This is a genomic window from Streptomyces sp. NPDC034099, assembly GCF_055575415.1.
In genome coordinates this window covers 1-23,168 of sequence record NZ_JBVISR010000029.1, presented here as the reverse complement: position 1 = coordinate 23,168, position 23,168 = coordinate 1, and the positions used below count along the sequence as shown (strand labels likewise).

The window sequence follows — 23,168 nt, the reverse complement described above, 5'->3', positions numbered from 1 at the left end:
GCTACAACTCGCTGAAACCAACCTGATGCCGGTGTGAAACCTTCTGCTCCCATGATGCGAGTCACAGTGCACGCCGCCGGGGACGCCAGCGCCTTTCATCGGGCCGGGGAGCCCGGGCGGTGATCGGCGGGGAAACCGAACCGATACCGGTCGTGGAGCCCCGGACGGCCGTCGAGACCCTGGCGGACGTGGACGCGTCGGCCGTGGAGTCCGCGCGGAGCGGGGCGCACGCCGCCCCGCGTAAGCGCCGTCGGCGCATCCGCACCGCAGTGGCCCTGACCGTGCTGACGCTGACGGGCGCGGGTGTCGCCGTCGCGGCGCCCTGGAAGTCCGGGGCCGGGGCGGCCCAGGCCGAGCCGGAGCCGAAGACCAGCACGGCCAAGGTCGTCCGCACCGACCTGACCGACACCCGGATCCTCGATGGCACCCTCGGGTACGGCACACCGCGCACTCTCAACGGTGTCGGGAACGGCACGGTGACCTGGCTCGCCTCGTCCGGCACCACGGTCTCCCGGGGCGAGACGCTGTACCGCGTCGACGACCGGCCCGTGCCCGCCCTCTACGGCAACGTCCCGATGTACCGGCGACTTGAGACCCCGAACACCGTGGGACGCGACGTCCGCGTGATCGCCGACAACCTGCGGGCCCTGGGCTACGACATCGGCCGTCAGCCCGGACCGGGGGAGACCGTCACCGGCCCGGTTCCCTCGACCGGCACCGAGCGATCGCGCGGCACCGTACCGTCGGGCACCGATCAGGACACGGGCCCGGGCGAGGGCACGCCCGGGAAGGGGGCGCAGCCCTCGTCCGGACCGTCCGCATCCGGTCCTCCGCAGCCCGGTGCAGGGTCCGGTGGGAACACGGGCACCGGCACGCCCTCCGAACAGCAGCCCGACACCGGCCCGATCAAGATCCGCTCCGAGGACGGCGTACTCACCCGGTCACTGATCGACGCGGTCAAACGCTGGCAGACCTCCCTCGGGGTCCCGGCCACCGGTGTGATCGAGCCCGGTGACGTGGCGGTGCTCGCGGGCGCCGTCCGGGTGCAGGGCGCCGAGGTCCAGCCCGGTGACCCGGCGGACGGGCCCCTGCTGCGGGTCACTCCCACCACCAAGGCGGTCACGGTCGACGTCAACGCCTCCGAGGTCGGCTCCGTGAAACGAGGAGACGCCGTGACGGTACAGCTGCCCGGCGGTCAGAGCGCCGCCGCCAAGGTGGCCTCCATCGGCAGCTCGGCGAAGACGCCGTCGTCCGGGCAGGGACTGCCCGGGGAGCTGCGCGTGACCGTGACGGTCGTGTTCAAGGACCCCGGCCGGGTGAGCAGCCTCAACTCGGCGGCCGTCCAGGTCGAGTTCGGCTCCGCGTCCCGCAGCAACGTGCTCGCCGTTCCCCTCACCGCACTGCTCGCACTGCGCGAGGGCGGCTACGGGCTGCAGCTCGCCGGCGGCCGGCTGGTCGCCGTGGAGACGGGGCTGATCGCCAAGGGGATGGTGGAGGTCAGCGGTGACGGGATCACCGAAGGCGTCCAGGTGGTGACCGCGTCATGACGGCGGTGCTGTCGGTCCGGGACGCGGTGGTCGAGTACCCCGGCGGAGTCAAGGCGCTCGCCGGTGTGTCCCTGGAGATCCAGGACGGCGAGTTCCTGGCCATCGTCGGGCCGTCCGGTTCGGGCAAGTCCACGCTGCTGAACGTCATGGGCACCCTCGACCAGCCGAGCAGCGGCGCCGTCCTCATCGCCGGACACGACGTCACCACCCTGCCCGACCGGCAACTGTCCGCGCTGCGCGGGCGCTGGCTCGGCTTCGTCTTCCAGCAGTTCCATCTGACCGACGGACTCTCCGCCACCGAAAACGTAGCCACCGGCCTGCTCTACGCCGGAGTACCGCGCAAACGCAGAGGGCCCATGGCGCGCGCCGCCCTGGAACGGGTCGGCCTGGGCCACCGCGTCGACCACCGGCCGCACCAGCTCTCCGGCGGCGAACGGCAGCGCGTCGCCATCGCCCGCGCCCTGGTCCACGAACCCGCACTGGTCCTCGCCGACGAGCCGACCGGCGCGCTGGACACCGCGAACGGCGTCGCGGTGCTCGAACTGCTCACCAGGCTCAACGAGGAGGGGACCACCATCGCGCTCATCACCCACGACCGGGACATCGCCGCGAGTCTGCCCCGGCAGGTGGAGATCCAGGACGGGCGCATCGTCACCGACAGAAGCGAGGCCCACCCGGGCAACCGGGCCGGTGTCCTCACCCCCGGCACGCGCGGCGCCCTTGGGAGCGCGTCGTGACGGCCGGCCGACGGCGCCGGTCCGCGGCCGGGCGGCAGGAGTCCGCGGCGGGGGGACACACCGCCGCACCACTCGCGGCCACCGCCTCGACGGACCGGCCCGAGACTCCCTGGACCCGCCCGGTCAGGCTCTCCCCGGCCGACCTGCTCCGCCTCGGTCTGGTCGGCGTTCTGTCCCGGCGGATGCGGGCGGTGCTGTCCGCCATCGGCATCTCCATCGGCATCGCCACGATGATCGTGGTCACCGGCATTCCGGCCTCCAGCCAGAAGGCCCTCGACGCGGAACTGACCGCACTGGGCACCGACCGGCTCCAGGCGGTCGCGGACCGGGACGCGGCGCAGGACGGCACCCCGGCCTCCTTCCCCGAGGAGTCGGCCGCGATGGTGGACCGCATCGGTGCCGTCAAGGCCGTCACCGCCGTGGCCAACACCCACACGTCCGTGCGGCGTTCGGACAAGCTCGGCCCGCTCGACGAGTCCGGCCTGACGGTACTGGCCGCCCGGCCCAACCTCCTCGACGTCGTCAACGCCACGGTCGGCTCGGGCCACTACCTCACCAAGGTCACTGAACGGTTCCCCACCGTCGTCCTCGGCTCGGGCTCCGCGACCCGCCTGGGCTTCTCCGAGGTGCGTCCCGACGATCCGCCGCCGCTCGTCCTTCTCGGTGACCAGTGGTTCAGTGTGACCGGGATCCTGCACTCCGTGCCGCTGGCTCCGGACATCGACCGGGCCGTCCTGGTCGGCTGGGACGCCGCACGCCGGTACCTCGGCTTCGACGGCCGTCCCACGCAGTTGTTCGTCCAGGCGGACGAGGAGCACATCGCGGACGTACGCGCGGTGCTCCCCGCCACTGTCAGCCCCGAGTCCCCGAGCGTCGTCCTGGTCAGCCGCCCGTCCGACGTCCTGGCGGCCAAGCGCTCCGCAGAGGCCACCTTCTCCGGGCTGTTCGTCGGCCTGGCCGGCCTGGCGCTGCTGGTCGGTGGCATCGGTGTCGCCAACACGATGGTGATCTCCGTGCTCGAACGCCGCCGCGAGATCGGACTGCGCCGGGCCCTGGGCGCCAACCGGGGACAAATCCGGGGACAGTTCCTGACCGAGTCGGTCGTGCTCTCCGGCCTCGGCGGACTGACCGGGGTCGTCGTCGGCGTCCTCGCGACCATCGGCTACGCCGCGTTCCGGGACTGGCCGGCCGTGATCCCGCTGGAGGCGGTGACCGGCGGGTTCGCCGGCGCGGCGCTCATCGGCGTCGTGGCCGGCGTGTACCCGGCCGTCCGCGCTTCCCGGCTGTCGCCCACCGTGGCGCTGGCCACCACCTGAACAAGGAGTCGACCACCATGCGTGATGCCAAGCAGACCGTCCTCGGGTCCTACCGGGCGGGCCTCGCCCGCCGCCTCGCCGTGGCCGCCGCGCTGGCCTCGCTGACTTGGCTCACCGCCTGTGGCGGGGGCAGCGGCGACTCGCAGTCGTCCGGCGAAGCCGGTGACGACAAGGGCGTCGCGAGCGTGACCGGCGGAGACAAGAAGCCGAAGAAAGAGGCGGCGCAGGTCGAACGTCCCCTGATCCGTCCCGACACCTCGGAGGAGGAGGAGTGGAGGCTGGTGCAGGTCTACTACGACTGCCTGGCACAACAGGGCCTCAAGATGCTCAAGAACCACGGGGGCGAGTACGACGGCACCTACAAGGGGATCGACGAACAGGTCGAGAAGGACCAGGCGAAGATCTCGGCTGCGAAGAAGACCTGCGCCGCCAAGGAGCCGGAGACGCTTCCCCAGCGGGCCGCCAGGGAGGACCCCGAGTACCAGGACAAGTACGACAAGTGGCTGGAGTGCATGCGGTCCCACGGCATCAAGGTCGAGGCCGCCCCGGACGATCCCGGCAGCTTCGCCTACACGGAGGGCCTTCCTCCGGCGGACAAGGCGAAGTGGGTCAAGAAGTGCGAGTCCGAGGCCTTCGTCGCCAAGTAGGCACGGGCCCGCGGACCGGACGACCGCCCGGTGATCCCTTCGGAGGCCTCCTCCTCTCGGAAGACCGGTGAATCCTTCAACACCACGGCACCTTGCCGCGTATCCCCCAACAACGCCATTGTTCGGCGCCCTCACGCGCCGCAGGACGGAAAGCTGAAGGAGAGGTCTCTTGGAGAATGAGGGTTTACAGCCACCCGCGGCACCCGCTCGTGAGCTGCGTCGCAGGACCGCGCTGCTCGGTATCGGGGCGGTGGCAGGAATCGGGGCAGTGGACGTCGGTGCGTTCGCGTACGTGAGCGGCCGGGTGACGCCGGACAGGCTGACACCGGGCCGGCTGGCGGACGGGTTCGAGACCGTGTTCGGCAAGCATCCGGGGTTCAGACGCAACCACGCCAAGGGGGTCAGTGTCACCGGGGAGTTCGTCGCCAACGGTGCCGGAACCGCGGTGTCGGAGGCCGTGGTGTTCGAGGACGGCAGACGGACTCCGGTGACGGGAAGGTTCTCGCTGTCCGGGGGAGTGCCGGACGTCGCCGACGCCACGAAGACCGTACGCGGGATGGCGCTGCGCTTCGACCTTCCCGACGGCGAGCAGTGGCGCACCGCGATGATCAACCTGCCCGTGTTCCAGGACCGCACCCCACAGGGCTTCCACGACCGGCTGCTCGCGTTCAAGGCGGTGCCGGGCACGGGGGAACCGGATCCGGAGAAGAAGGCCGCGTTCCTGGCCGAGCACCCCGAGACGGTCCGTGCGATGGAGCTGGCCAAGAAGCACCCGCCCACCTCGGGCTTCGCGGACAGTACCTTCAACGGACTCAACGCCTTCCACTTCAGCAACAGTTCGGGCAGCAGCGTCCCGGTCCGCTGGTCGATGGTCCCCCTCCAGCCGGTACGTGCGGCGGCCACGGGGCCGATCGGCAGGAACGAACTGTTCGAGACGCTGATCGGCGCGCTCACCCACGGGCCGCTGCGCTGGCGGCTGATGCTCACCATCGGCAGCCCGGAGGACCCCGTCGACGACGCGACCACCCCCTGGCCCGGCAGCCGCCGCAAGCTCGACGCGGGTGTCCTGACCCTCACGTCGGTCCACACCGACTCGTCGGGCAGCGCGCGGGACATCAACTTCGACCCCACGGTGCTGCCACGCGGCATCAAGGCGTCCAGCGATCCACTGCTGAGCGCCCGCTCGTCCGTGTACGCGCGGTCCTTCGCGCGGCGCACCGGGGAGCCGGACACGACGGGTACGGTCAAGGTGGCCGGGAAGCACGATGACTGATGCCGCGGCCGGGGCCCCCGCCCTCCCCGAGGTTCCCGTCCCGCAGGTTCCGGCCGGTGCGGGCGCACCGGAGCGGTTCACGCTCTTCTCCCGCTGGCTGCACTGGGTGATGGCCGTACTCGTCGTGGCCATGCTCTTCATCGGCGCGGCGATGGTGGCCTCCCTGGCCGACTACCGCCTTCTGGTGTCGGTGCACAAACCCCTGGGCATGGCCGTTCTCCTCCTCGCGGTGATCCGGTTGGTGAACAGGCTCACCCATCGTGCGCCCCCGCACGCCAGGTCGATGGGCCAGGGTGAACGCAGGGCGGCACTGGCGTCCGAGTGCCTGATGTACGGCCTGATGGTGTCCCAGCCGCTGGTCGGCTGGGCCATGGTGTCGGCGTCCGACACCCCGTTCGTCGTGGCTGGCGTGCACGTGCCTCCCATCGCGCCGGCGGACCCGTCGCTCTACTCCGGCCTGCACCAGACCCACCTGGTGCTGGGCTACGCGCTGTTCATCCTTTTCACCCTGCACATGCTGGCCGTTCTGGTCCACGTCCTGGTGTTGCGGGACGGGCTCCTCGGCCGGATGACCCTGTGGAGGACATCCCGCAAGAGCGGGTGAGAGCGGGTCACCCGCGGGGGCGGCACGGCGCCCCGGCACAGGTCCCCGGCCCCCGGCTTCGCGCGGACGCACGGAGTCGGGGGCTGTGCTTCGTCGTCCGCCACGAATCCGGGCCACTCGCCGCGCACCTACCTTCACGGCATGTCGAAGCTCAACGAGATGCGGACCTGGTGGGCGGAGCGGCTGCCCGGGCTGCTCGCCCAGTACGACGTGCCGGGCGCGGCGGTGGCAGTGGATCTGGGCGGGGAGGTAGCGGAGCACGGCACGGGGTGCTGAGCCTCACGACGGGCGTGGACGTGGACACCGACCCGCTCTTCCAGATCGGCTCCATCACGAATCTGTGGACGGCCATGCTGGTCACCCAACTCGCAGACGAGGACTTGATCGACCTCGACGCACCGGTATGCGACCGGCTGCTGGAGTTCCGTATCGCCGACGAGAGCGCCGCGGCGCGATTACCCGGCCTCACCCACGCCGCGTACGGTCCGGACGGGCGATCCTGCACCGGGCCGCGGTCGGGCACCTGTGGCCCGGCCCCGGTGAATCGCCGCGGCCGGCCCCCGTGTGGGCGCTGGCCCCCTCGAACGCACCCGTGGGCTCGATGCTCGCGATGCGTCCGCGCGTCCTGCTGGCCTTCGCCCTTATGCGCCTCGACGGCGGTACGGCCGCCGACGGCAACGCCGTACTGGGCGAGGCCGCGGTACGGGCCAGGCGGGAGCGTCAAATAGAGCTGCCGCGGCTCGGCGTGATGGGCCACGCGTGGGGCCTGGTCTGGGAGATCTTCGACGGCGTCGGCACCGACGTGATCGGGCACGACGGAACCACGATCGGACAGGTGGCCGTCCTGCGGCTGCTGCCCGAACACGACCTCGCCGTCACCCTGCTCACCAACGGCGGCGACCCCGTCGGCCTCTACCGCGAGATCGTGGGCCACGTGCTGCGGGAACTGACCGGCACGGACCTCCCCGCGAATCCAGTGCCCCCGGCCGCTCCCCGGACGGTCGACGCCGACCGCTACACCGGTACCTACGCCTCGCGCCTGTTCGACAACACCGTCAGCCAGGACGACGAGGGCCGAGCGGCCGGTGCGGCTGGGCCGTAAGGGCGGGCTGGCGGCGTACTGGGACTGCGACCGCTCGGCCGGACTGCTCCTGCTGCTGTTGGCCCTGCCCCCGTCCCGGATCTGTGCGCTGTGCCGTGACGATGTGACGATGTCCTAGACGACGGCACCACACTGCGGCTGCGCCTGACCGCTCACCCGGTGGAGACACCGCCGCCGCTGGACGGCATGCTCCGCGAGCTGGGTGCCCCATCCGGTCGGCAAGGCCCATCGCCTCGATCCCAGCCCGAGCCGCCGGCTGTTCCCCGGCCCCCGGGCGGCCCGGCCCATGGAGCCGGTCAGTCTGTCCCGCAGGCTCAAGGCGCTAGGCATTCGGCCCCGACCCACCCGAAACTCCTCCCTCATGGGGCTCGCCGCCGAGCTACCCGCCTTCGTTTCAGTCGGCTGTTCGGCTTCAGCTAGCAGACCGCCGCGAACTGGATGGCGGAGAGTGGCGGCAACAATGCCCACTACGCCGCCCACCGAGCCCGCGGCCACACGGCCGCGCGAATCATGAGCCGCCACGACGCGACGGCTGATGGGCGCCTAGCCGACCACGGACGCGCCCTCCTCGCGCGCAAGGACTCGGTTGCGCGGCCACCGAAGGGCTGAAGAAGCGCTCTGCTTTATGTGAGTTTCGTGTGAATCTTTGCCTCACGGATGGGGCCTCCTACTTCCGTACCGGTCAGGGGCTCGGCTGCTCCCATGGAACGTTCACATTCACCAAGATCGGACTCAAGTCGGCAGACGACAGTGGGGCGGTGCGCGTGATGGCCGCGTGCACTACTACCGACTCTGGAGCGGCGATGATCGAAGTGCGTGGGCTGACGAAACGCTACGGCGGCGTTCTCGCCGTGGATGATCTGACCTTTTCCGTCCGGCCCGGGGAAGTGACCGGTTTTCTGGGACCCAACGGCGCCGGCAAGTCGACGACACTGCGCATGGTGCTGGGCCTGGACGCTGCCAGTTCCGGCACGGCGACCGTGGACGGACAGTCGTATGCGGCGCAGCCCGCGCCGCTGAAGGCCGTCGGGACGTTGTTGGACCCCGGCGCGGTGCTGCCCAGTCGCACCGCCTTCCACCACCTTTTGGCGCTCGCGGCCGGCAACGGAATCGGGCGCAGCCGGGTGGACGAAGTCCTCACGGACGTGGGCCTGGAGAACGTCGGCCGGCGTCGTGCGGGGACGTTTTCCCTGGGGATGCGTCAGCGGCTGGGCATTGCCGCGGCGCTGCTGGGTGATCCTCCGGTGCTGGTCTTTGACGAGCCGCTCAACGGGCTCGACCCGGAGGGCATCGTGTGGATCCGCTCGCTGATGCGCAGGATGGCCGCCGACGGACGCGCGGTGCTGATGTCCAGCCACCTGATGAGCGAGATGGAGCTGACCGCTGACCATCTCATCGTCATTGGCCGCGGACGGCTGATTGCCGACACGAGGATGAAGGACTTCATCGCAGCGCATTCCGAGCGGGAGGTCCTGGTACGTAGCCCGCAGGCAGGGACGCTGCGCGGCTTGCTCGCCGCAGCCGTGCAGGTGCGGACCGCGAGCGGCGACACGCTGGTCGTGACCGGTCTGGAGGCTGCGGAGATCGGGGCTGTGGCGTCGGCTGGCGGGATTGAGCTGCACGAACTCGCGCCCCGCCCGGCCTCGCTGGAGAAGGCGTTCATGGCCATGACCCGGGATGCGGTGGAGTACCAGGCGGAGAAGGAGACAGGACGATGAGCCCGAAGACGAAACACGCGCCCGCCAAGCAGAGCAGCCGGCGCTCCCTCACTCTCCGAGCGACGTCCGGGCGAAGGAGCGGCCGCGGCTCCAAGGCGATGTTCCGGCACTGTCTGCACGCCGAGTGGATCAAGATCCGCACGATGCGGTCGACACTGTTCGTGATCCTGGGCACCCTGGCGTTCTGCATCGGTCTCGCCGCGCTGAACGGATCATCCGCCGGCCGTGAGTTCGCTGACCTGAGCCCCGCCGACCAGGCGTCCTTCGACCCGCTGGCCACCAGCATGCGCGGCTACCTGCTCGCGCAGATCGCGCTCGGTCTGCTGGGTGGGCTGGCCATCACCTCGGAGTACGGGGCGCGCACCATTGTCCCGACGCTCACGTCCGTGCCGCACCGCGCGCGAGTTCTGGCCTCCAAGGCTGCGGTGCTGGTGGCCGTGGCGCTCCCGGTCGGGATCGCCGTGTCGCTGGCCGGGTTTCTGGTCGGGCAAGGGGCACTCTCCGGTGCGGGCGCGCCGCACCTGGGCCTCTCAGAAGGTGTGGCGGTGCGCGGCATCCTTGGTGGGGGACTGTATCTGGCACTGGCCGGGCTCTTCGGCCTGGCTCTGGGCACGGTGATCCGCTCCACGACAGCGACCGTGACCACGTTGTTCGGGGCGATGCTGATCGTTCAAGCATTTGCTCCGGCCCTGCCGGGCCGGGCTGGCGACTGGGTGTTGAAATACTGGCCGCCGATCGCCGGCGGGCAGATCATCACCAGCCATCAGGACATCGCACTGCTGAGCCCCTGGGCCGGGCTGGGCGTCATGGCCGGCTGCGTGGCTGCACTGATGACGGCGGCATTCGTCGTCTTCCACAGGCGCGACGCGTAGCGAGTGAGACAGTGGCGGCAAACGGTCACAGGTCGAGGACGGGTGCCATGAAGGTGACGCAGCGCCTACTGCTGGTGGAGGACGAGCCCACGCTGCGCGAGCTGCTGTCCGCCAGCCTGCATCTGGCCGGGTTCGAGGTGATCATGGCCGAGACGGGCGCTGAGGCGTTGCAGGCGGTCACCGAAGAGCACCCTGACCTGATCGTCCTGGATGTGATGCTGCCCGACCTCGATGGCTTCGCAGTCTCGCGGCGCCTGCGCCAGAACCCCGCCAGCCCGGGAACCGGACACCCACCGATCCTGTTTCTGACCGCGCGGGACGCCGCGGAGGATCGCATCAGCGGCCTACGGGCAGGCGGAGACGACTACGTCACCAAACCCTTCAATCTGGAGGAACTCATCCTGCGCATCCAGGCCGTGCTGCGCCGCACCAGCGGCATGCGGTCTGACGGACTGCTGGTGGTGGCAGACCTGGAACTGGATCCCGAGAGCCGTGAGGTGACGCGCGGCGGGCAGGCGGTGCAGCTGTCTCCGACCGAGTTCAGCCTGTTGCGCGTGCTGATGGACAACGCCGGGCAGGTTCTCTCCCGCGATCAGCTCCTGGACCAGGTCTGGCACTACGACTTCGATGGAGACAACTCGATCGTCGCCTCCTACATCAGCTACCTGCGCCGCAAAATCGACACTGGTGAGCCGAAGCTGATCCACACGGTGCGCGGCACCGGCTACGTACTGCGCAGGCCCCGCGCATGAGCGCATTGCTCATGCGCGGGACGGTCAGCCGTCTGTCGCTGCGCGGCCGGATCGTGATCATTGCCCTGTTGCTGGTGATCACCGCACTACTGGCCAGCAATGCCCTGCTCGTCACGCTGCTGCAGCGCCAGTTGGTCCAGCAGCTGGATGACCGGCTGCACACCGCCGCCGCGGCGGCAGCGCAGATGCCGGAACAGATCGGCGGCCCGGACGGGCCGGCGCAGGCACGCGATGCGGTGGAGCACGGACTGACGGGGGATGTCTACGTCGCTCTCCTCGACGCCAACGGGCAGGTGCAACGCATCCTGTCCCCGGCCACGGGCAGCGCCCCGCAGCTTCCCGCCCTCCACGCCGCCGCCCGAGCCCGTGACGGGAACACCTTCCAAGTCCCCTCTCAGGCCGACGGCGATGACTGGCGGGTGGCCGTCGCACGTTTCGTCCCTGCAGCAGGCGCGGAAGGAAAGGCTCCCTGCTGCGTCGTCGTGGCAGGATCTTTGGACCCGGTCAGTTCCACGATCCGGCACCTGGGCGTGTGGATGCTGGGGATGGATTCCCTAGTTCTCATCCTGCTGGGTGCCGTCGCCTGGTTCGCCCTCGGGGCCGGACTGCGGCCCCTGCGGAGCATCGAGACCACCGCGGCGGCCATCGCCAGCGGGGACCTGTCCAGCCGCGTCCCGCAGCCACCCACCACCCGCACAGAACTCGGCCGCCTATCCGCCGCCCTCAACGGCATGCTGGAGCGCATCGAAGCCTCAGATGCCGCTCAAACGGCCACCAATGCGCATATGCGCACTTTTATCGCGGACGCGAGCCACGAACTGCGCACCCCCCTGTTCGGTATCAAGGGCTTCAGCGAGTTGTACCGAATGGGCGGCATGCCCCAGCGCACCGACATCGACGCCGCCATGAGCCGCATCGAACAAGAAGCCAGTCGCCTGGTGCGCATCGTCGAAGACCTGCTCCTCTTGGCTCGCCTCGACGCAGAAGCTGGAACGGATGCGCGCCTGCCACTGCGACTCACACCGATGGACCTACGCACACTCGCCGCCGACGCCCTGCACGACCTGCGCGCCCTGGCGCCCGACCGGACCGCCACCCTGACCGGTCCAGGCGGCGGCCCACCCCGAGGCGCCCCGGTACTCGGCGACGAAGCACGCCTGCGCCAAGTCACTTCCAACCTCGTTGGCAACGCCATCGCCCACACTCCGCCCGGCACCCCGGTACGCATCGGTGTCGGCACGCTGGAAGACCAGGCCGTGCTTGAGCTGAGTGATGACGGCCCCGGCATGAGCACCGCGCAGGCCCAGCGCATCTTCGACCGCTTCTACCGTGCCGACACCGCCCGCGGCCGTACCCCCACTGGCGGGGCCGGCCTTGGCCTGTCCATCGTCCGCTCCCTGGTCAGCGCCCATCACGGCCGTGTCGAGGTGCAGACCGTCCTCGGCCAGGGCACCACCTTCCGCATCTTGCTGCCCCAGCACACTGAAGAGCCCGTCACTCACTCTCCTCCTCGCAAAGAGGCCTGACCGCATGGGCCACCACCGCTCCATCTGATACGGCACACCGACCAGGTGTGCCCAGGCAGAGCAAAGCGTCTCCCGACACCTAGATGTATTGACCACGAGAGTTGCTTACTCGGCTGATGGGTGGCTGCCCGCCGAGGGCGGTATGGCACCGGGGATAGTTGTAGCTGTGGCGGAAGTCCGCCAAGCTTCGGTGCTTCGGCGTTGCTGGAGTACGGGCACACGAACGCCCATTCGTCTGCCGGCCCGGACCCGGGCGAGCAGAAGCCGACGGCCTTGAATGGTCAGCGGGGCGTTGGGGGGACGTGCACCTCTGCTGTGGTGCGGGAGTTGAAGAAGCTGGGTGGGGGACGCCTGATTGCGTCTCCGGCTGGATCGGGTGCCCGAGCAAGAGAGTGTGGGGCGGGGTGAGGCTGGCCGCTAACCTGTAGTCGACGGTCCAGGTTGGCAGGTGAAGTGACCTCTGCGGGCGTGGCAGGCCAAAGGCGGATGCCGCAGGGCCGCGAGGCTCCGTCCTGCTCTTCGTCGATCACGAGGGAGATGTCCGGAGCAAGGAGAAGCGCTTAGGCGGCGCCCGATTGTGCCGGATTGTCGGGGAGCTGCCAGTCGCCGCCGCGGTCTTCTTTCGAGTAGCGCGCGACGAGGTCGGGAACGTGCAGGAAGCAGGCGAGCCTGGTGACCGTTTGGAAGGTGGTGATCGCGCGCTGGGTCGTCGGCATGGCCAGTCGCAGGAGGCGCGGGTTGACCTCGGCCTGGATCTTGTCGACGAAGGGCCGCAGTACGGTGTCGTAGTTCGCGAGTGCGGTCGGCAGGTCGTCAGGGTGCTGGTTGATCTCTCTGGCCAGGACGTGGGCGCCGACCAGGCCGCCGGAGATTCCCATGCCGCTGTAGGGGGACGCGCAGTGCGCGGCGTCGCCGGTCAGGACCACGCGGCCCTTGGACCAGGTGTCGGTGCGTACCTGGACGATCTCCTGGGAGTAGAAGAACGGGCTGGTCTTCATGCCGTCGATGAAGCGCTGGGTCTGCCACCCGGCGTCGCGGAACCTGTTGGCCCAGAACTCCTGCTGACGTTCGACGGACCGCCGGTGAACGGCGGAGGCTTCCTTGGAGTCTTCCCGCAGCACGAAGTACGCCTGGGTTTCGGTCGGGTTGTGGCTGCGGCGCATGATCTGGCGGCCGCCCGGAACCATGTAAGTGTCGCGGATGTTGCTATCGGAGGCGATGCGCGGGACGAACCAGTACGCCATGTGGATGCCGACCCGCCAGTACGGGTCGGTGTCCTCGGGCAGCATCGCCCTCCGGATGCGTGAGCCTTGCCCGTCCGCGCCGACCAGGAGGTCGAACTCGCCCGACGACCCGTCGGAGAAGTGGGCGACGACCTTGTTCTCGTCCTGCTCGAAGCCATCCACGCTGAGGCCGAAGACGTACTCGGTGTCGTCCTTGGTCGCGTCGTTGAGGATACGCACCAGGTCGCCGCGCATGATCTCGTACTCGGACGTCAGGGCCTGCCGTCCCTGCCCCGAGGTATTGGCCCTGATCGTCGCCCTGACTGTGCCGCGGGAGTCGATGAAGGCGACGCCCGCCTCGTCCACGAGTTTGCCACGGACCTCGTCGAGGAGACCCATGCGCTGGACGGCCTCGATGCCCTGGCCCCGCAGGTCAACCTGGGCTCCGGTGGCCCGCAGTACCGGGAAGCGCTCGACCACGGTCACCCGGTGGCCTCCCCGCGTCAGCCAGAAGGCCAGCGCCTGTCCGGCGATGCCGCCACCGGCGATGAGGACGCGCAGAGACCGCCTGCCCGCATCCTGTGTCATGCCCATCACTCCAAAATCTATCACTGAATGGTTTTCCTTTCAGGGTTATCTATCAGTGATAGTTTGTCAACGTGACCAAGATGAACAGTGAGACCGTCGTCGCCGAGGCACTAGACCTGCTCGACGAGGTCGGGCTCGACGCCATTAGCACACGTCGGCTGGCCAAGCGACTCGGCGTCGAGCAGCCATCTCTCTACTGGCACTTCCGCACCAAGAAGGAACTCCTCGGTGCCATGGCGCAGGCCGCAATGGCACCCCACGCGAGCGCGCCGCTGCCCGAGCCCGACGACGACTGGCGCGACTGGTTCGTGGAGAACACGCGCAGCTTCAGGCGCACCTTGCTGCTGCGTCGTGACGGTGCACGACTCCACGCCGGCACTCGCCCCGCCGCAGACCTCGACCGGATCCGCCACAAGCTGGCCTTCCTCGTCGTTGCCGGAGTGCCCGAGCGGGACGCGCAGATGGCGATGCTGGCGGCCGGTCGCTTCACGGTGGGCTGCGTGCTGGAGCAGCAGGCGGACACCGGCCCCGACGACAGTGCGGATCTCCCGGCCGACATGCCGCGGATCGATCACGAGTCGGCCTTCGAGGCAGGGCTGGGCCTCGTCATGGACGGCTTGGCTCAGCGCATGAAGGCATAGGAGCGACCTGCCGTCTGCAGCGCTCGGGACCCCCGCCACCATTGCCGCCCTGCCCTCCCGGCGTGGATCACCGGCAGGGCCCTGCCCTGCGTCATCGCCCTCGCAGGCTTCGGCCGGCACCTGCCGGTACGGACGCGTCCTTGGGCTCTCGTAGGACTCGCCGGCTGGTAGATCCTCTTCAACCCCCGGCCACCGACAGCCGCAGACACGCCCCCGCCCTGAAGCCGCATCCTCCGCCGCCCGTCACAGACCCCCGCCGTCCGGCACCGCGTACCCGGACGGCCCGCCCATCACGATCCAGGTCCGCAAGCGCGGCGCCAGCTTCACAGACATCCGCACGGTTGCCGCCGGCCTCAAGCCTGACCACACCGCAGCTGGTCACCAGCGCGCCCCGGCCCCAGAGCTGCCGATGGGTGCGTTCTCCAGGGTCATCGGCATGCCCAGACCTATGGCCGCCTCGCGATGCCGGCCCGACCGCTCAGGAACATTCCGCACGTTGGAACATCCCGCTGTACCAGCGGTTCTCGGCGACCTTGCTGATATAGGCGCCGAGCTTCACCATGGTGATGGTGAACCCCTTCGACGACTTCGTCTCCGGTGCATCCGCGTTGGCCGTGGTCACCCGTCGCGCCGGACAGGGCGTGGGCGGCGAGCCCGGTGGTGGTGATCATCACGTAGTCCTGGTAATACACGGTCGTGCTCCTCATGTTGTAAGGAGTAGTCGATCAATTCGTGTGCGTCATCCCTCCGCACGCCTGTACGGCTCGTCGCCGGCGAAGTCCTCGGAGCCCATGTTGGCGATGTAGAGATTCGTGCTGACGATCACAGCTGCGTCGGGCGTCACCCGGAACTGCGTGACGAACCCCTCCTCGTCCTCCTCGAAGGGCTGACCGCCCCCCTCGGTCGACACGGCCAGCAGCGGATGACCCGGCTCGCGCATGGTGGTCCGGTCAGCAATGAAGACCGCCTCGGGCACGCCCAGGTCGGACAGGGACGTGTGGACGTCTTCGAGCACGTCCTCGATGGTGGCGTCGGCATGAGTGGTGTCCTGGTGCCGTTGGAGTTCGAGCCACGTACCCCGAACCACGCGCTCCTGCGGGAGGCCGTTCGCCGGAGCACCTCCTGCGGGGTGCTGTCCCTCACCACCGCGAGTAATCGCGCCCTTCCCCGACCAGGGCGCCGAACCAGGCGGCCAGGTCCGTGTCCTGCGGTATTCGCGGCTCGCGCACCAGAGCCCGCGTCACCGAACGGCCGGCGGACGACCATACGACGGCACCCGCCTCGTCACGCAGCTCCGCGGTGCCGCGCAGGACGACCAGCTCGGTACCCGGCCCGGCGGATCTCCTCCAGCACCGTGCCGTTGCCCGCGAGCGCAGGAACCCGTCGTCGTCGAGCACCAGGACGTTCGGGTGATCGTAGAACCTGTCCCCGTGCGAGGTGCGCCCCTCCACGACCATCCGCACCACGCGACCGTCGTGGAACAGCACGGTCGATCCGTCATCGCTGGTCAGCGACTGTCCGGACAGACTCTCGCCTCGGCGCATCGTGGGATCCCCGCGCCACCGTCCGGGCGCCTGCGCCCGCCGCGGGCACCCGGGGACCCCGAACTCCACACCGCGGCGCCGTCCGCGCCGGTCAGGGCCAGCTCACCGTTGTCCCGCAGCTCCAGCCGTCGCACGCCCAGCCACGCAGTACTCGTGCTCCACAGCTGGCTGCCGCGGTGGTCCCAGGCCACAAAGCCGCCGTCCAGCCCCAGGCACAACCAGCTCGAGGACGGTGCGTCACTGATCCACACGTGCTCCCATGTGACGCTGTCGCGTGCCGCGAACGGCGGATCGTACACCGAGTGCAGCGCCGTGAACCGCCCCGACGGCGAGGTCAGGGACTGCATCGCCGTACCGCAGAAGGACGTCCGACAGCACGGAACCGGACAACCATGGATACCTCACTTGCGCTCGAACTTGGTTCTCCCACCTTGCGAAACAACGTTCTCGCAAGGTCCGTCACGGCGGGTTCCCGCACCCACGGGCAGCGCTCTGTCCGCACGAGACGACCCGTTCACGGTGCGCCCGTGGAGGATGCCGTGAACCGAACCGGCGGCGGCCCCGTTCGGGCGGGGGAAGGGCTGGCGACCTCACGGAAGGACTTGTCTTGCGTTTTCCTCACACCGGCTCCGGCGGCCGGCACAGACCCCGGACCTCCACAGCGTTCCTGCTCACCGCGGCCCTCAGCACGACGCTCCTGGCCGGGGCACCGGCAGTCTTCGCCGCGGACGGACGGACGGCCGCCTCGGGTGTGGCGGATCCGGGCACCGACATCACCGGGAACGGTGGTGCCGTCACCGTCCAGTACCCCGAGGCCGGTGACGAGAGTGAGCAGAAGCTCATCGACGACGACGTCACCACCAAGTACTACACACCGCGTGCGTCCGTCTGGATGCAGTACCGGTCGACGACCGCGGCCGCCATCGATCGCTACACCCTGACCTCCGCCAACGACGCGCCCGACCGTGACCCGCGTGACTGGGTGCTGGAGGGTTCACAGGACGGCACCGGCTGGACCGTGCTGGACAGCCGTGCGGGGGAGGCATTCTCCGGCCGGAACCAGACCCGTGAGTTCTCCGTCGCCGCCGCGACGGCGCACACCTACTACCGGTTGACCGTGAGCCGGAACAACGGATCCCCGGGCTTCCAGCTCGCGGAGTGGGAACTGCGGGCCGCCGCCCCCGGCGCACCGGCCGCCCCCGGCGACCTGACCGCGTCCCTCGACGGCGAGGCGACGGGCCTGCTGAAGTGGAAGGACGGTTCCGGCACCGAGACCGGGTTCCGGATCGAGCGTTCGCAGGACGGATCGCCTTTTGCCCAGATCGGCACCGCCGATGCCGGGGCGCGGTCATTCAGAGACCCGGGGCTGAAGACCGGCATCGGGTACAGCTACCGCGTCCGGGCAGTGGGGACGGACGGCGAACCGTCCGGATACTCCGGCACCAGCGACTTGAGGACAGGCGTCGCGGACATCACCGATCTGCCGGGGACCGTCTCCGACCGGTACGCCAAGGACGGAAACGAGGGCCACGACAGGAGCGCGGACAACAGTCCCTACACCAAGTACCTGGGCTGGGGTCCGGTTACCTGGCTCCAGTACGGGACGGACGGGCGGTCGAAGGTCACCTCGTACACCGTCACCTCGGCCAATGACGCGCCCGACCGCGATCCGCGGGACTGGGTGCTGCGCGGTTCCGACGACGGTGTGACGTGGACGGCGCTGGACACCCGGTCGGGGCAGGAGTTCTGGGGCCGCTTCCAGAAGAAGTCCTACTCCTTCACCAACACCGGCTATTACCGGTACCACCGGCTGGACATCACGGCCAACCACGGTTCCTCGTCGACGCAGCTGGCCGAGTGGGAGCTGACGGGGACCGCCAACACCGCCGCGTCGGTCACCGCTCCCAAGACACCGACCGCGCTGACCGCGACGGCCCGTTCGGGCGACCAGGTCTCGCTGAGCTGGGCCGGCGATGCGCGCATCGAGCAGTCGTTCCGACTGGAGCGCTCCGTCAACGGCACGGACTGGAACTGGTCCAAGACCCTGCCGACCGCCACGACGAGCTACACCGACCTCGGGCTGCGGGCCGACTCCACTTACCATTACCGGCTGCGCGCGCTGAACGCCGGCGGCGCGTCCCCCTACACGGCCCCGGTCAGAGTGAGGACCCCGTCGTCGGCGCTGCCGGCGACCTGGCAGGAGCACTGGCTCGAGCACAACCAGCTGCTCACCAAGGTGTACGACGGCAATGACGTGGTGATCTACTTCGACCGGGACATGGACCGCTCACAGACCTGGGTGAACGACTACGTCAGCCGGCTGTGGAAATACACGAAACAGACCTACGGAGACTTCAGCAGCGGGCGTCTGGTCGCGGTCTTCCACAAGGACAAGTACGGCGGTGGCCATCCGGCGACCGTCTTCGACGAGAGCCACGACTACCGCAACGTGATCGACGTGGGATACGGCGACTGGCGCGAGACCGACGGCACGCTTCGTGACGTCATCTCGCACGAGATCGCCCACGTCGTGGAGGGCGCCTCGGGCGGCGTCAAGGGATCGCCCGCCTTCAGGTTGTGGGGCGACAGCAAGTGGGCGGAGATCTATCAGTACGACACCTACTTGGGCGCGGGGCTGACCGCGGACGCCCAGCGCTACTACGCCAAGGTCATCGACCAGACGGACGGCTTCCCCCGCGCGAACACCGCGTGGTTCCGGGACTGGTTCTGGCCGATCTGGCAGAACCACGGCAGGAGCCAGGCCCTCGGCTCCTTCTTCACGCTGCTCTCCCAGCGCTACGCCCAGCACAACGGGTCCTATACGAAGGACATGAACATGGGGGAGTTCATCCACTTCTGGAGCGGTGCGGCCGGCGTCGACCTCGCCGGCCGTGCCAGGACCGCCTTCGGCTGGACGGACGAGTACGAGGCACAGCTGCGCCAGGCCCGCGTGGACTATCCCGGCCTGCCCTACAGCACGGCCTGACCTGACCGACCGGAGGGGAGCCGGGACACCCCACCCGGCACGGTAGCGCCTGTGCTACCGCGTCTCGGCAGTAGAGGGGATCGATGCGTGGTGGGCTCCCGAGGGAGGCTGATGCATGTCAGCAGGAGTGTCCAGCAGGGAGTTGCCGCGTGTCTCAGCATCGTGCCCCTAGGTCTCGTTTCCGTCGCCGGTCGGCCATCGCGGTCTCCGCGCTCGCGGTTCTGGGCGGGGTGGTGGCGGTGGGTCTGCCCTCGGCGAGTGCCGATCAGGCTCCGGCCAGGTCGAACGCGAAGGTCCAGCGGAGTCTGGACGATCTGGTGCGCGACAACGGCTTCCCCGCCGCGCTCGCCTCGGTGCGCGACGCGAAGGGGCACACCCGCAACTACACCGCCGGGGTGGGGGACCGGGAGAAGAAGAAGTCCAGGGTCCCGGTCGACGGACAGATTCGGATCGCGAGCACCACCAAGCTGTACACGTCAACCGTGGTCCTGCAACTGGTGGGCGAGGGCAGGATCGGTCTGGACACACCGGTGGAGACCTACCTGCCGGGTCTGGTGCGCGGTGACGGCATCGACGGCCGGAACATCACCGTGCGGCAGCTGCTCCAGCACACCAGCGGGCTGCCCAACTACACGGAGACCATGCCGAAGTTCTCCGAGTGGCAGCACACCTTCGTCGGGGACTACGACCTGCTCGACATGGCCTTCAAGGAGAAGGCGTCGTTCTCCCCGGGCAAGGGCTGGGAGTACAGCAACACCAACTACACCCTCGCGGGCCTGATCGTGCAGCAGGTCACCGGCCGTCCCATCGGCGAGGAGATCACCGACCGGATCATCAAGCCCCTCCGTCTGCGCCACACCTACTGGCCCGGCGAGGGCGACCAGACCATCCGTGAACGCCACCCGCACGGCTACGCGTTCGACACGCCCGGCGGGCCGCTCATGGACGCCACCGAGGTGGATCCCTCCTGGGGCGGCGCGGCCGGGCAGCTCATTGCTCGCCCCAGCGACGTCAACCGCTTCCTGACCGCGTTGATGAACGGCAAGGTCCTCAAGCCCGCCCAGCTCAAGGAGATGCGGACCACCGTCGAGACCAAGGGCCTGAACGACGGCTGGCGCTACGGCCTGGGCATCGTCGAGATGCCGCTGAGCTGCGGCGGTGTCGCCTGGGGCCACGGCGGCGACTTCGACGGCTACGAGAACCGCAACGGTGTCACCGACCAGGGCAGGGCGGCCACCGTCGCCGTGACGGCCCTGCCCTCCACCCTCGAGGGCGCGGAAGCCGTCAACACCGCCCTCGACACCGCCCTGTGCACGCGCTGATCCGAACTCGCTCACCGAACGCTTCCGCTTCCCGCAAGGAGAGACCCATGTCCAAGCCCAACCGGCGTCGCACGCTGCTCGCCCTGAGCGGAGTCGCCGCAGCTCTCGCCCTGTCCGTGCCCGCGGTCAACGCGCTGGAGACCGACTCCGCCACCCCCGCCGCGCACAGCCAGGACGCGTTCAAGGGCCGGACCGACGCCGCCGTCCGCAAGAGCCTGCAGTCACTGGTGAAGGAGGACGGATTCCCCGGCGCGCTCGCCTCCCTGAGCGACCCGGGCGGCCACGCCCGCAACTACACCGCGGGGGTCGGCAACCTCAAGACCAAGTCCAAGGTCCCCACCGACGGCCAGCTCCGCATCGCCAGCAACACCAAGATGTTCACCGCGACCGTCGTCCTCCAGCTGGTGGGTGAGGGCAGGATCGACCTCGACGCGCCGATCGAGACCTACCTGCCGGGCCTGGTCCGCGGCGACGGCATCGACGGCCGCCACATCACCGTACGACAGCTCCTCCAGCACACCAGCGGACTGCCCGACTACGACGAAGAGGTCGTCAAGGACTACCTGACCAAGCAGCAGCACCGCTACTTCGAACCCCGCGAGATCCTCCAGTTCGGCCTCGACAAGAAGGCCCTGTTCGCTCCCGGCACCGGTTGGAGCTACAGCAACACCAACTACGTCCTGGCCGGCCTGATCGTGCAGAAGGTCACCGGCCGTCCCATCGGCGAGGAGATCACCGACCGGATCATCAAGCCCCTCGGCCTGCGCCACACCTACTGGCCAGGCGTCGGCGACCAGACCATCAAGGGCCGCCACCCCCACGGCTACTTCGCCACCGCCCCCAACACCCCCTACACCGACGTCACCGAGCAGGACCCTTCCGCCAGCTGGGCCGCGGGAGGGCTCATCGGCACCCCCAGCGACCTCAACCGTTTCCTCACCGCGCTCCTCGACGGCAAGCTCCTCAAATCCGAGCAGCTCAAGGAGATGCAGACCACCGTCGACGCCCCCGACCTCGACACCGTCGGCGACGGCCACTACGGCCTCGGCATCGCCACCTTCAAACTCAGCTGCGGCGGCTATGCCTGGACCCACGGCGGCAACGCCCCCGGCTACACCACCCGCAACGCCGTGACCAAGAACGGCCGGGCAGCCACCATCGCCGTCACCGCGCTGCCCACCACCCTCCCGGCCGCGGAGCACATCGAAGCCGCCCTCGACACCGCCCTCTGCACCCGCTGACCCGGCTGCCGCGCACTCGCGCACCCGCTGCTCGACGCGAACGCTGTCACCGCGGCATCCGTCCCAAGCCCTGCCGGAACCCCCATCCAGCGGGGTTCCGGGCTGCTGGACCGGCTCCCGCTGCAGGTGTCGACTCGGCCTACTGCGCGCTGTCGTGTCATCGGCCCGGGCGTATTCCATTATGTGTGCCACCTCCCGGGCCCTGTTGGTCCCCTCGACGCGGTCGACGAGGTGCAGTGCCATGTCGATGCCGGCCGAGATGCCCGCGCTGGTCACGATGTGCCCGGCGTCGACCCACCGCTGTCCGGTGCGTACCTCGACGCCGGGGAACGCGGCGAGGTCGTCCAGCACGCTCCAGTGGCTGGTCGCGGGCAGCCCGTCGAGGAGTCGTGCCGCCGCGAGGACCAGGGCACCGTTGCAGACGGACGCCAGGAGGGTGCCCGTGCCCGCGAAGGACCGCATCCGGGCCAGATGGGCCTGGTCGTTCCGGAGCTGGTCGATCCCGGAACCGCCGGGATGAATGAGGAGGTCCGGCCTCGGGCCGTCGTCGACGGCGCCGTCGGGGGTGACGGCCAGTCCCAGGCTGCACCGCACGGGCTTCCCGTCGAGGCTCGCGGTACGGACGTCCACGTCGAGGTCGGTCAGCTCCTGCCAGAAGCGGAGGATCTCCCACGGGCCGAAGGCGTCCAGCTCCTCCACACCTTCGAACAAGCTGACTCGTTTCCGGGCCGCCGGCGTGGCTGCGGGCCGGTGACGAGTACGACACCGGCGAGATGGAGAAGCCCGGGAACTCGTGGTGGTCCTGGGGCGACTACTACACCGAAACCATTTGGCCCATGAGCGAGTCCCTAGCGCACTGCTAGGAGTCCCATGCCGATGTAACGGTCGGCCGTCGCCACGCTGGCCACGGCCCTGTGTCTGCTCATCGCGGCGTGCGGCTCCTCGTCCGACACGGCGGCCGACACCACCGACAAGGCGGCCGGACAGACATCCGGCTACCCGGTCACCCTCGACAACTGCGGCCGGAAGCTGACTTTCGAGAAGGCGCCCGAACGGGTCGTCGTGATGAACGGCGCGTCTGTCGCCGAGGTCTCCACACTGCTCGCCCTCGGCATCGAGGACAGGATCGTCGCGAACCAGCAGGGCTACGGCAGGTCCGAGGTACCCGGCCGGGCCGACGCGATCAAGAAGCTCCCCACCGGCGGCGTCACACTCAACGGAGCCGGTGACATCCCCCGCGAGGCCATGCTCGGGCTCCGTCCCGACCTCGCCCTGTCCGTAACCTCGTACGGCTTCGAGCAGAAGAACGGCTTCGCCACCCGCGAGCTGTCGGCGACGGTCATCCTGGAGGGGTCGTCGTCGCAGCCCTGCGGGGAGACCTCAGTAGCCGGTGCGGGCATCGCGGAGTCCTCCGCGCGGATCTACCGGATCTCGCTTAGAGGTCCTAACAAAGGCGTTGGACGTGGCGGTGGGTGATGAGGCAGACGGCGAGGCCGAGGAAGGCTTCGTGGATGTCGTCGCGTCTCTCC

Annotated in this window: 23 protein-coding genes and 3 pseudogenes; 19 read left to right on the top strand and 7 right to left on the bottom strand. The window is 69.3% G+C overall.

The genetic code is table 11. The features are described from left to right. The first annotated feature begins 119 nt into the window (after positions 1–119). From ACZ56V_RS38860 to ACZ56V_RS38795, 14 genes are all read left to right on the top strand, one after another. Positions 120–1,547 carry an efflux RND transporter periplasmic adaptor subunit gene (locus ACZ56V_RS38860; protein WP_468948517.1) on the top strand — a complete coding sequence of 476 codons (1,428 nt, stop codon included), beginning with the start codon at positions 120–122 and terminating at the stop codon, positions 1,545–1,547. Then, the gene (locus tag ACZ56V_RS38855) at positions 1,544–2,284 is read left to right on the top strand and encodes an ABC transporter ATP-binding protein (protein WP_468948515.1); all 741 of its coding nucleotides are present in this window, start codon (positions 1,544–1,546) and stop codon (positions 2,282–2,284) included. Before ACZ56V_RS38860 ends, ACZ56V_RS38855 begins: the two co-directional genes overlap by 4 nt. After that, positions 2,281–3,600 (top strand): ABC transporter permease, encoded by a 1,320-nt coding sequence (locus ACZ56V_RS38850; protein WP_468948514.1) that lies wholly within the window; start codon positions 2,281–2,283, stop codon positions 3,598–3,600. Before ACZ56V_RS38855 ends, ACZ56V_RS38850 begins: the two co-directional genes overlap by 4 nt. 17 nt (positions 3,601–3,617) lie before the next feature. After that, positions 3,618–4,247, top strand: a complete 630-nt coding sequence (locus ACZ56V_RS38845; protein ID WP_468948512.1) for a hypothetical protein — start codon at positions 3,618–3,620, stop codon at positions 4,245–4,247. A gap of 268 nt (positions 4,248–4,515) precedes the next feature. Beyond that, positions 4,516–5,520 carry a catalase family peroxidase gene (locus tag ACZ56V_RS38840; protein ID WP_468948510.1) on the top strand — a complete coding sequence of 335 codons (1,005 nt, stop codon included), beginning with the start codon at positions 4,516–4,518 and terminating at the stop codon, positions 5,518–5,520. Further along, complete coding sequence (locus ACZ56V_RS38835) at positions 5,513–6,124, top strand: cytochrome b (RefSeq protein WP_468948508.1); 612 nt, start codon at positions 5,513–5,515, stop codon at positions 6,122–6,124. The genes ACZ56V_RS38840 and ACZ56V_RS38835 overlap by 8 nt, the downstream gene beginning before the upstream one ends. Before the next feature lie 141 nt (positions 6,125–6,265). Then, entirely contained in the window at positions 6,266–6,400 is a 135-nt protein-coding gene (locus ACZ56V_RS38830) for a hypothetical protein (protein WP_468948507.1), read from the top strand. Then, complete coding sequence (locus ACZ56V_RS38825; RefSeq protein ID WP_468948506.1) at positions 6,394–6,852, top strand: serine hydrolase; 459 nt, start codon at positions 6,394–6,396, stop codon at positions 6,850–6,852. The genes ACZ56V_RS38830 and ACZ56V_RS38825 overlap by 7 nt, the downstream gene beginning before the upstream one ends. Next, on the top strand, positions 6,768–7,226 hold the full coding sequence (locus tag ACZ56V_RS38820; RefSeq protein ID WP_468948505.1) for a hypothetical protein: 459 nt from the start codon (positions 6,768–6,770) through the stop codon (positions 7,224–7,226). Before ACZ56V_RS38825 ends, ACZ56V_RS38820 begins: the two co-directional genes overlap by 85 nt. Next, a complete protein-coding gene (locus ACZ56V_RS38815; protein WP_468948504.1) occupies positions 7,210–7,344 on the top strand; it encodes a hypothetical protein in 135 nt (44 codons plus the stop codon). Before ACZ56V_RS38820 ends, ACZ56V_RS38815 begins: the two co-directional genes overlap by 17 nt. 685 nt (positions 7,345–8,029) lie before the next feature. Next, the gene (locus ACZ56V_RS38810) at positions 8,030–8,944 is read left to right on the top strand and encodes an ATP-binding cassette domain-containing protein (RefSeq protein WP_468948502.1); all 915 of its coding nucleotides are present in this window, start codon (positions 8,030–8,032) and stop codon (positions 8,942–8,944) included. Then, entirely contained in the window at positions 8,941–9,816 is an 876-nt protein-coding gene (locus tag ACZ56V_RS38805) for an ABC transporter permease (protein WP_468948501.1), read from the top strand. Before ACZ56V_RS38810 ends, ACZ56V_RS38805 begins: the two co-directional genes overlap by 4 nt. 47 nt (positions 9,817–9,863) lie before the next feature. Beyond that, entirely contained in the window at positions 9,864–10,568 is a 705-nt protein-coding gene (locus tag ACZ56V_RS38800; RefSeq protein WP_468948499.1) for a response regulator transcription factor, read from the top strand. Next, complete coding sequence (locus tag ACZ56V_RS38795) at positions 10,565–12,094, top strand: sensor histidine kinase (RefSeq protein ID WP_468948497.1); 1,530 nt, start codon at positions 10,565–10,567, stop codon at positions 12,092–12,094. Before ACZ56V_RS38800 ends, ACZ56V_RS38795 begins: the two co-directional genes overlap by 4 nt. Before the next feature lie 79 nt (positions 12,095–12,173). Here the strand turns inward: ACZ56V_RS38795 and ACZ56V_RS38790 are convergent. Together ACZ56V_RS38790 and ACZ56V_RS38785 are read right to left on the bottom strand one after the other, a co-directional pair. Then, positions 12,174–12,330: pseudogene (locus ACZ56V_RS38790) on the bottom strand (integrase core domain-containing protein); the annotation flags it as partial. Between the two features lie 324 nt (positions 12,331–12,654). Continuing rightward, entirely contained in the window at positions 12,655–13,905 is a 1,251-nt protein-coding gene (locus ACZ56V_RS38785; RefSeq protein ID WP_468948496.1) for an FAD-dependent monooxygenase, read from the bottom strand. An 80-nt stretch (positions 13,906–13,985) separates the two neighbouring features. Between ACZ56V_RS38785 and ACZ56V_RS38780 the strand changes: the two genes are divergently transcribed. Next, positions 13,986–14,546 carry a TetR/AcrR family transcriptional regulator C-terminal domain-containing protein gene (locus tag ACZ56V_RS38780; RefSeq protein WP_468948535.1) on the top strand — a complete coding sequence of 187 codons (561 nt, stop codon included), beginning with the start codon at positions 13,986–13,988 and terminating at the stop codon, positions 14,544–14,546. 478 nt (positions 14,547–15,024) lie between these two features. On the opposite strand, the gene ACZ56V_RS38775 is transcribed toward ACZ56V_RS38780, so the two are convergent. From ACZ56V_RS38775 to ACZ56V_RS38760, 4 genes are all read right to left on the bottom strand, one after another. Further along, the gene (locus ACZ56V_RS38775; RefSeq protein ID WP_468948494.1) at positions 15,025–15,168 is read right to left on the bottom strand and encodes a hypothetical protein; all 144 of its coding nucleotides are present in this window, start codon (positions 15,166–15,168) and stop codon (positions 15,025–15,027) included. 117 nt (positions 15,169–15,285) lie between these two features. Then, positions 15,286–15,633, bottom strand: coding sequence for a DUF6924 domain-containing protein (locus ACZ56V_RS38770; RefSeq protein WP_468948492.1), 348 nt, complete (start codon positions 15,631–15,633; stop codon positions 15,286–15,288). Positions 15,634–15,685: 52 nt separating this feature from the next. Then, a complete protein-coding gene (locus tag ACZ56V_RS38765; RefSeq protein WP_468948490.1) occupies positions 15,686–16,090 on the bottom strand; it encodes a hypothetical protein in 405 nt (134 codons plus the stop codon). Next, positions 16,054–16,437 carry a hypothetical protein gene (locus ACZ56V_RS38760; RefSeq protein ID WP_468948489.1) on the bottom strand — a complete coding sequence of 128 codons (384 nt, stop codon included), beginning with the start codon at positions 16,435–16,437 and terminating at the stop codon, positions 16,054–16,056. Before ACZ56V_RS38760 ends, ACZ56V_RS38765 begins: the two co-directional genes overlap by 37 nt. A gap of 260 nt (positions 16,438–16,697) precedes the next feature. On the opposite strand from ACZ56V_RS38760, the gene ACZ56V_RS38755 reads away from it, so the two are divergent. The 3 genes from ACZ56V_RS38755 (at position 16,698) to ACZ56V_RS38745 (ending at position 21,639) form a co-directional block, all read left to right on the top strand. Further along, complete coding sequence (locus ACZ56V_RS38755) at positions 16,698–19,076, top strand: fibronectin type III domain-containing protein (protein ID WP_468948487.1); 2,379 nt, start codon at positions 16,698–16,700, stop codon at positions 19,074–19,076. Positions 19,077–19,225: 149 nt separating this feature from the next. Then, a complete protein-coding gene (locus tag ACZ56V_RS38750; protein WP_468948486.1) occupies positions 19,226–20,398 on the top strand; it encodes a serine hydrolase domain-containing protein in 1,173 nt (390 codons plus the stop codon). Positions 20,399–20,445: 47 nt separating this feature from the next. Further along, complete coding sequence (locus ACZ56V_RS38745; protein ID WP_468948484.1) at positions 20,446–21,639, top strand: serine hydrolase domain-containing protein; 1,194 nt, start codon at positions 20,446–20,448, stop codon at positions 21,637–21,639. Between the two features lie 234 nt (positions 21,640–21,873). On the opposite strand, the pseudogene ACZ56V_RS38740 reads toward ACZ56V_RS38745, so the two are convergent. Then, positions 21,874–22,350, bottom strand: a pseudogene (locus ACZ56V_RS38740) (DJ-1/PfpI family protein); the annotation flags it as partial. Positions 22,351–22,539: 189 nt separating this feature from the next. On the opposite strand from ACZ56V_RS38740, the pseudogene ACZ56V_RS38735 reads away from it, so the two are divergent. Next, positions 22,540–22,965: pseudogene (locus ACZ56V_RS38735) on the top strand (TroA family protein); the annotation flags it as partial. Positions 22,966–23,168 lie beyond the last annotated feature (203 nt).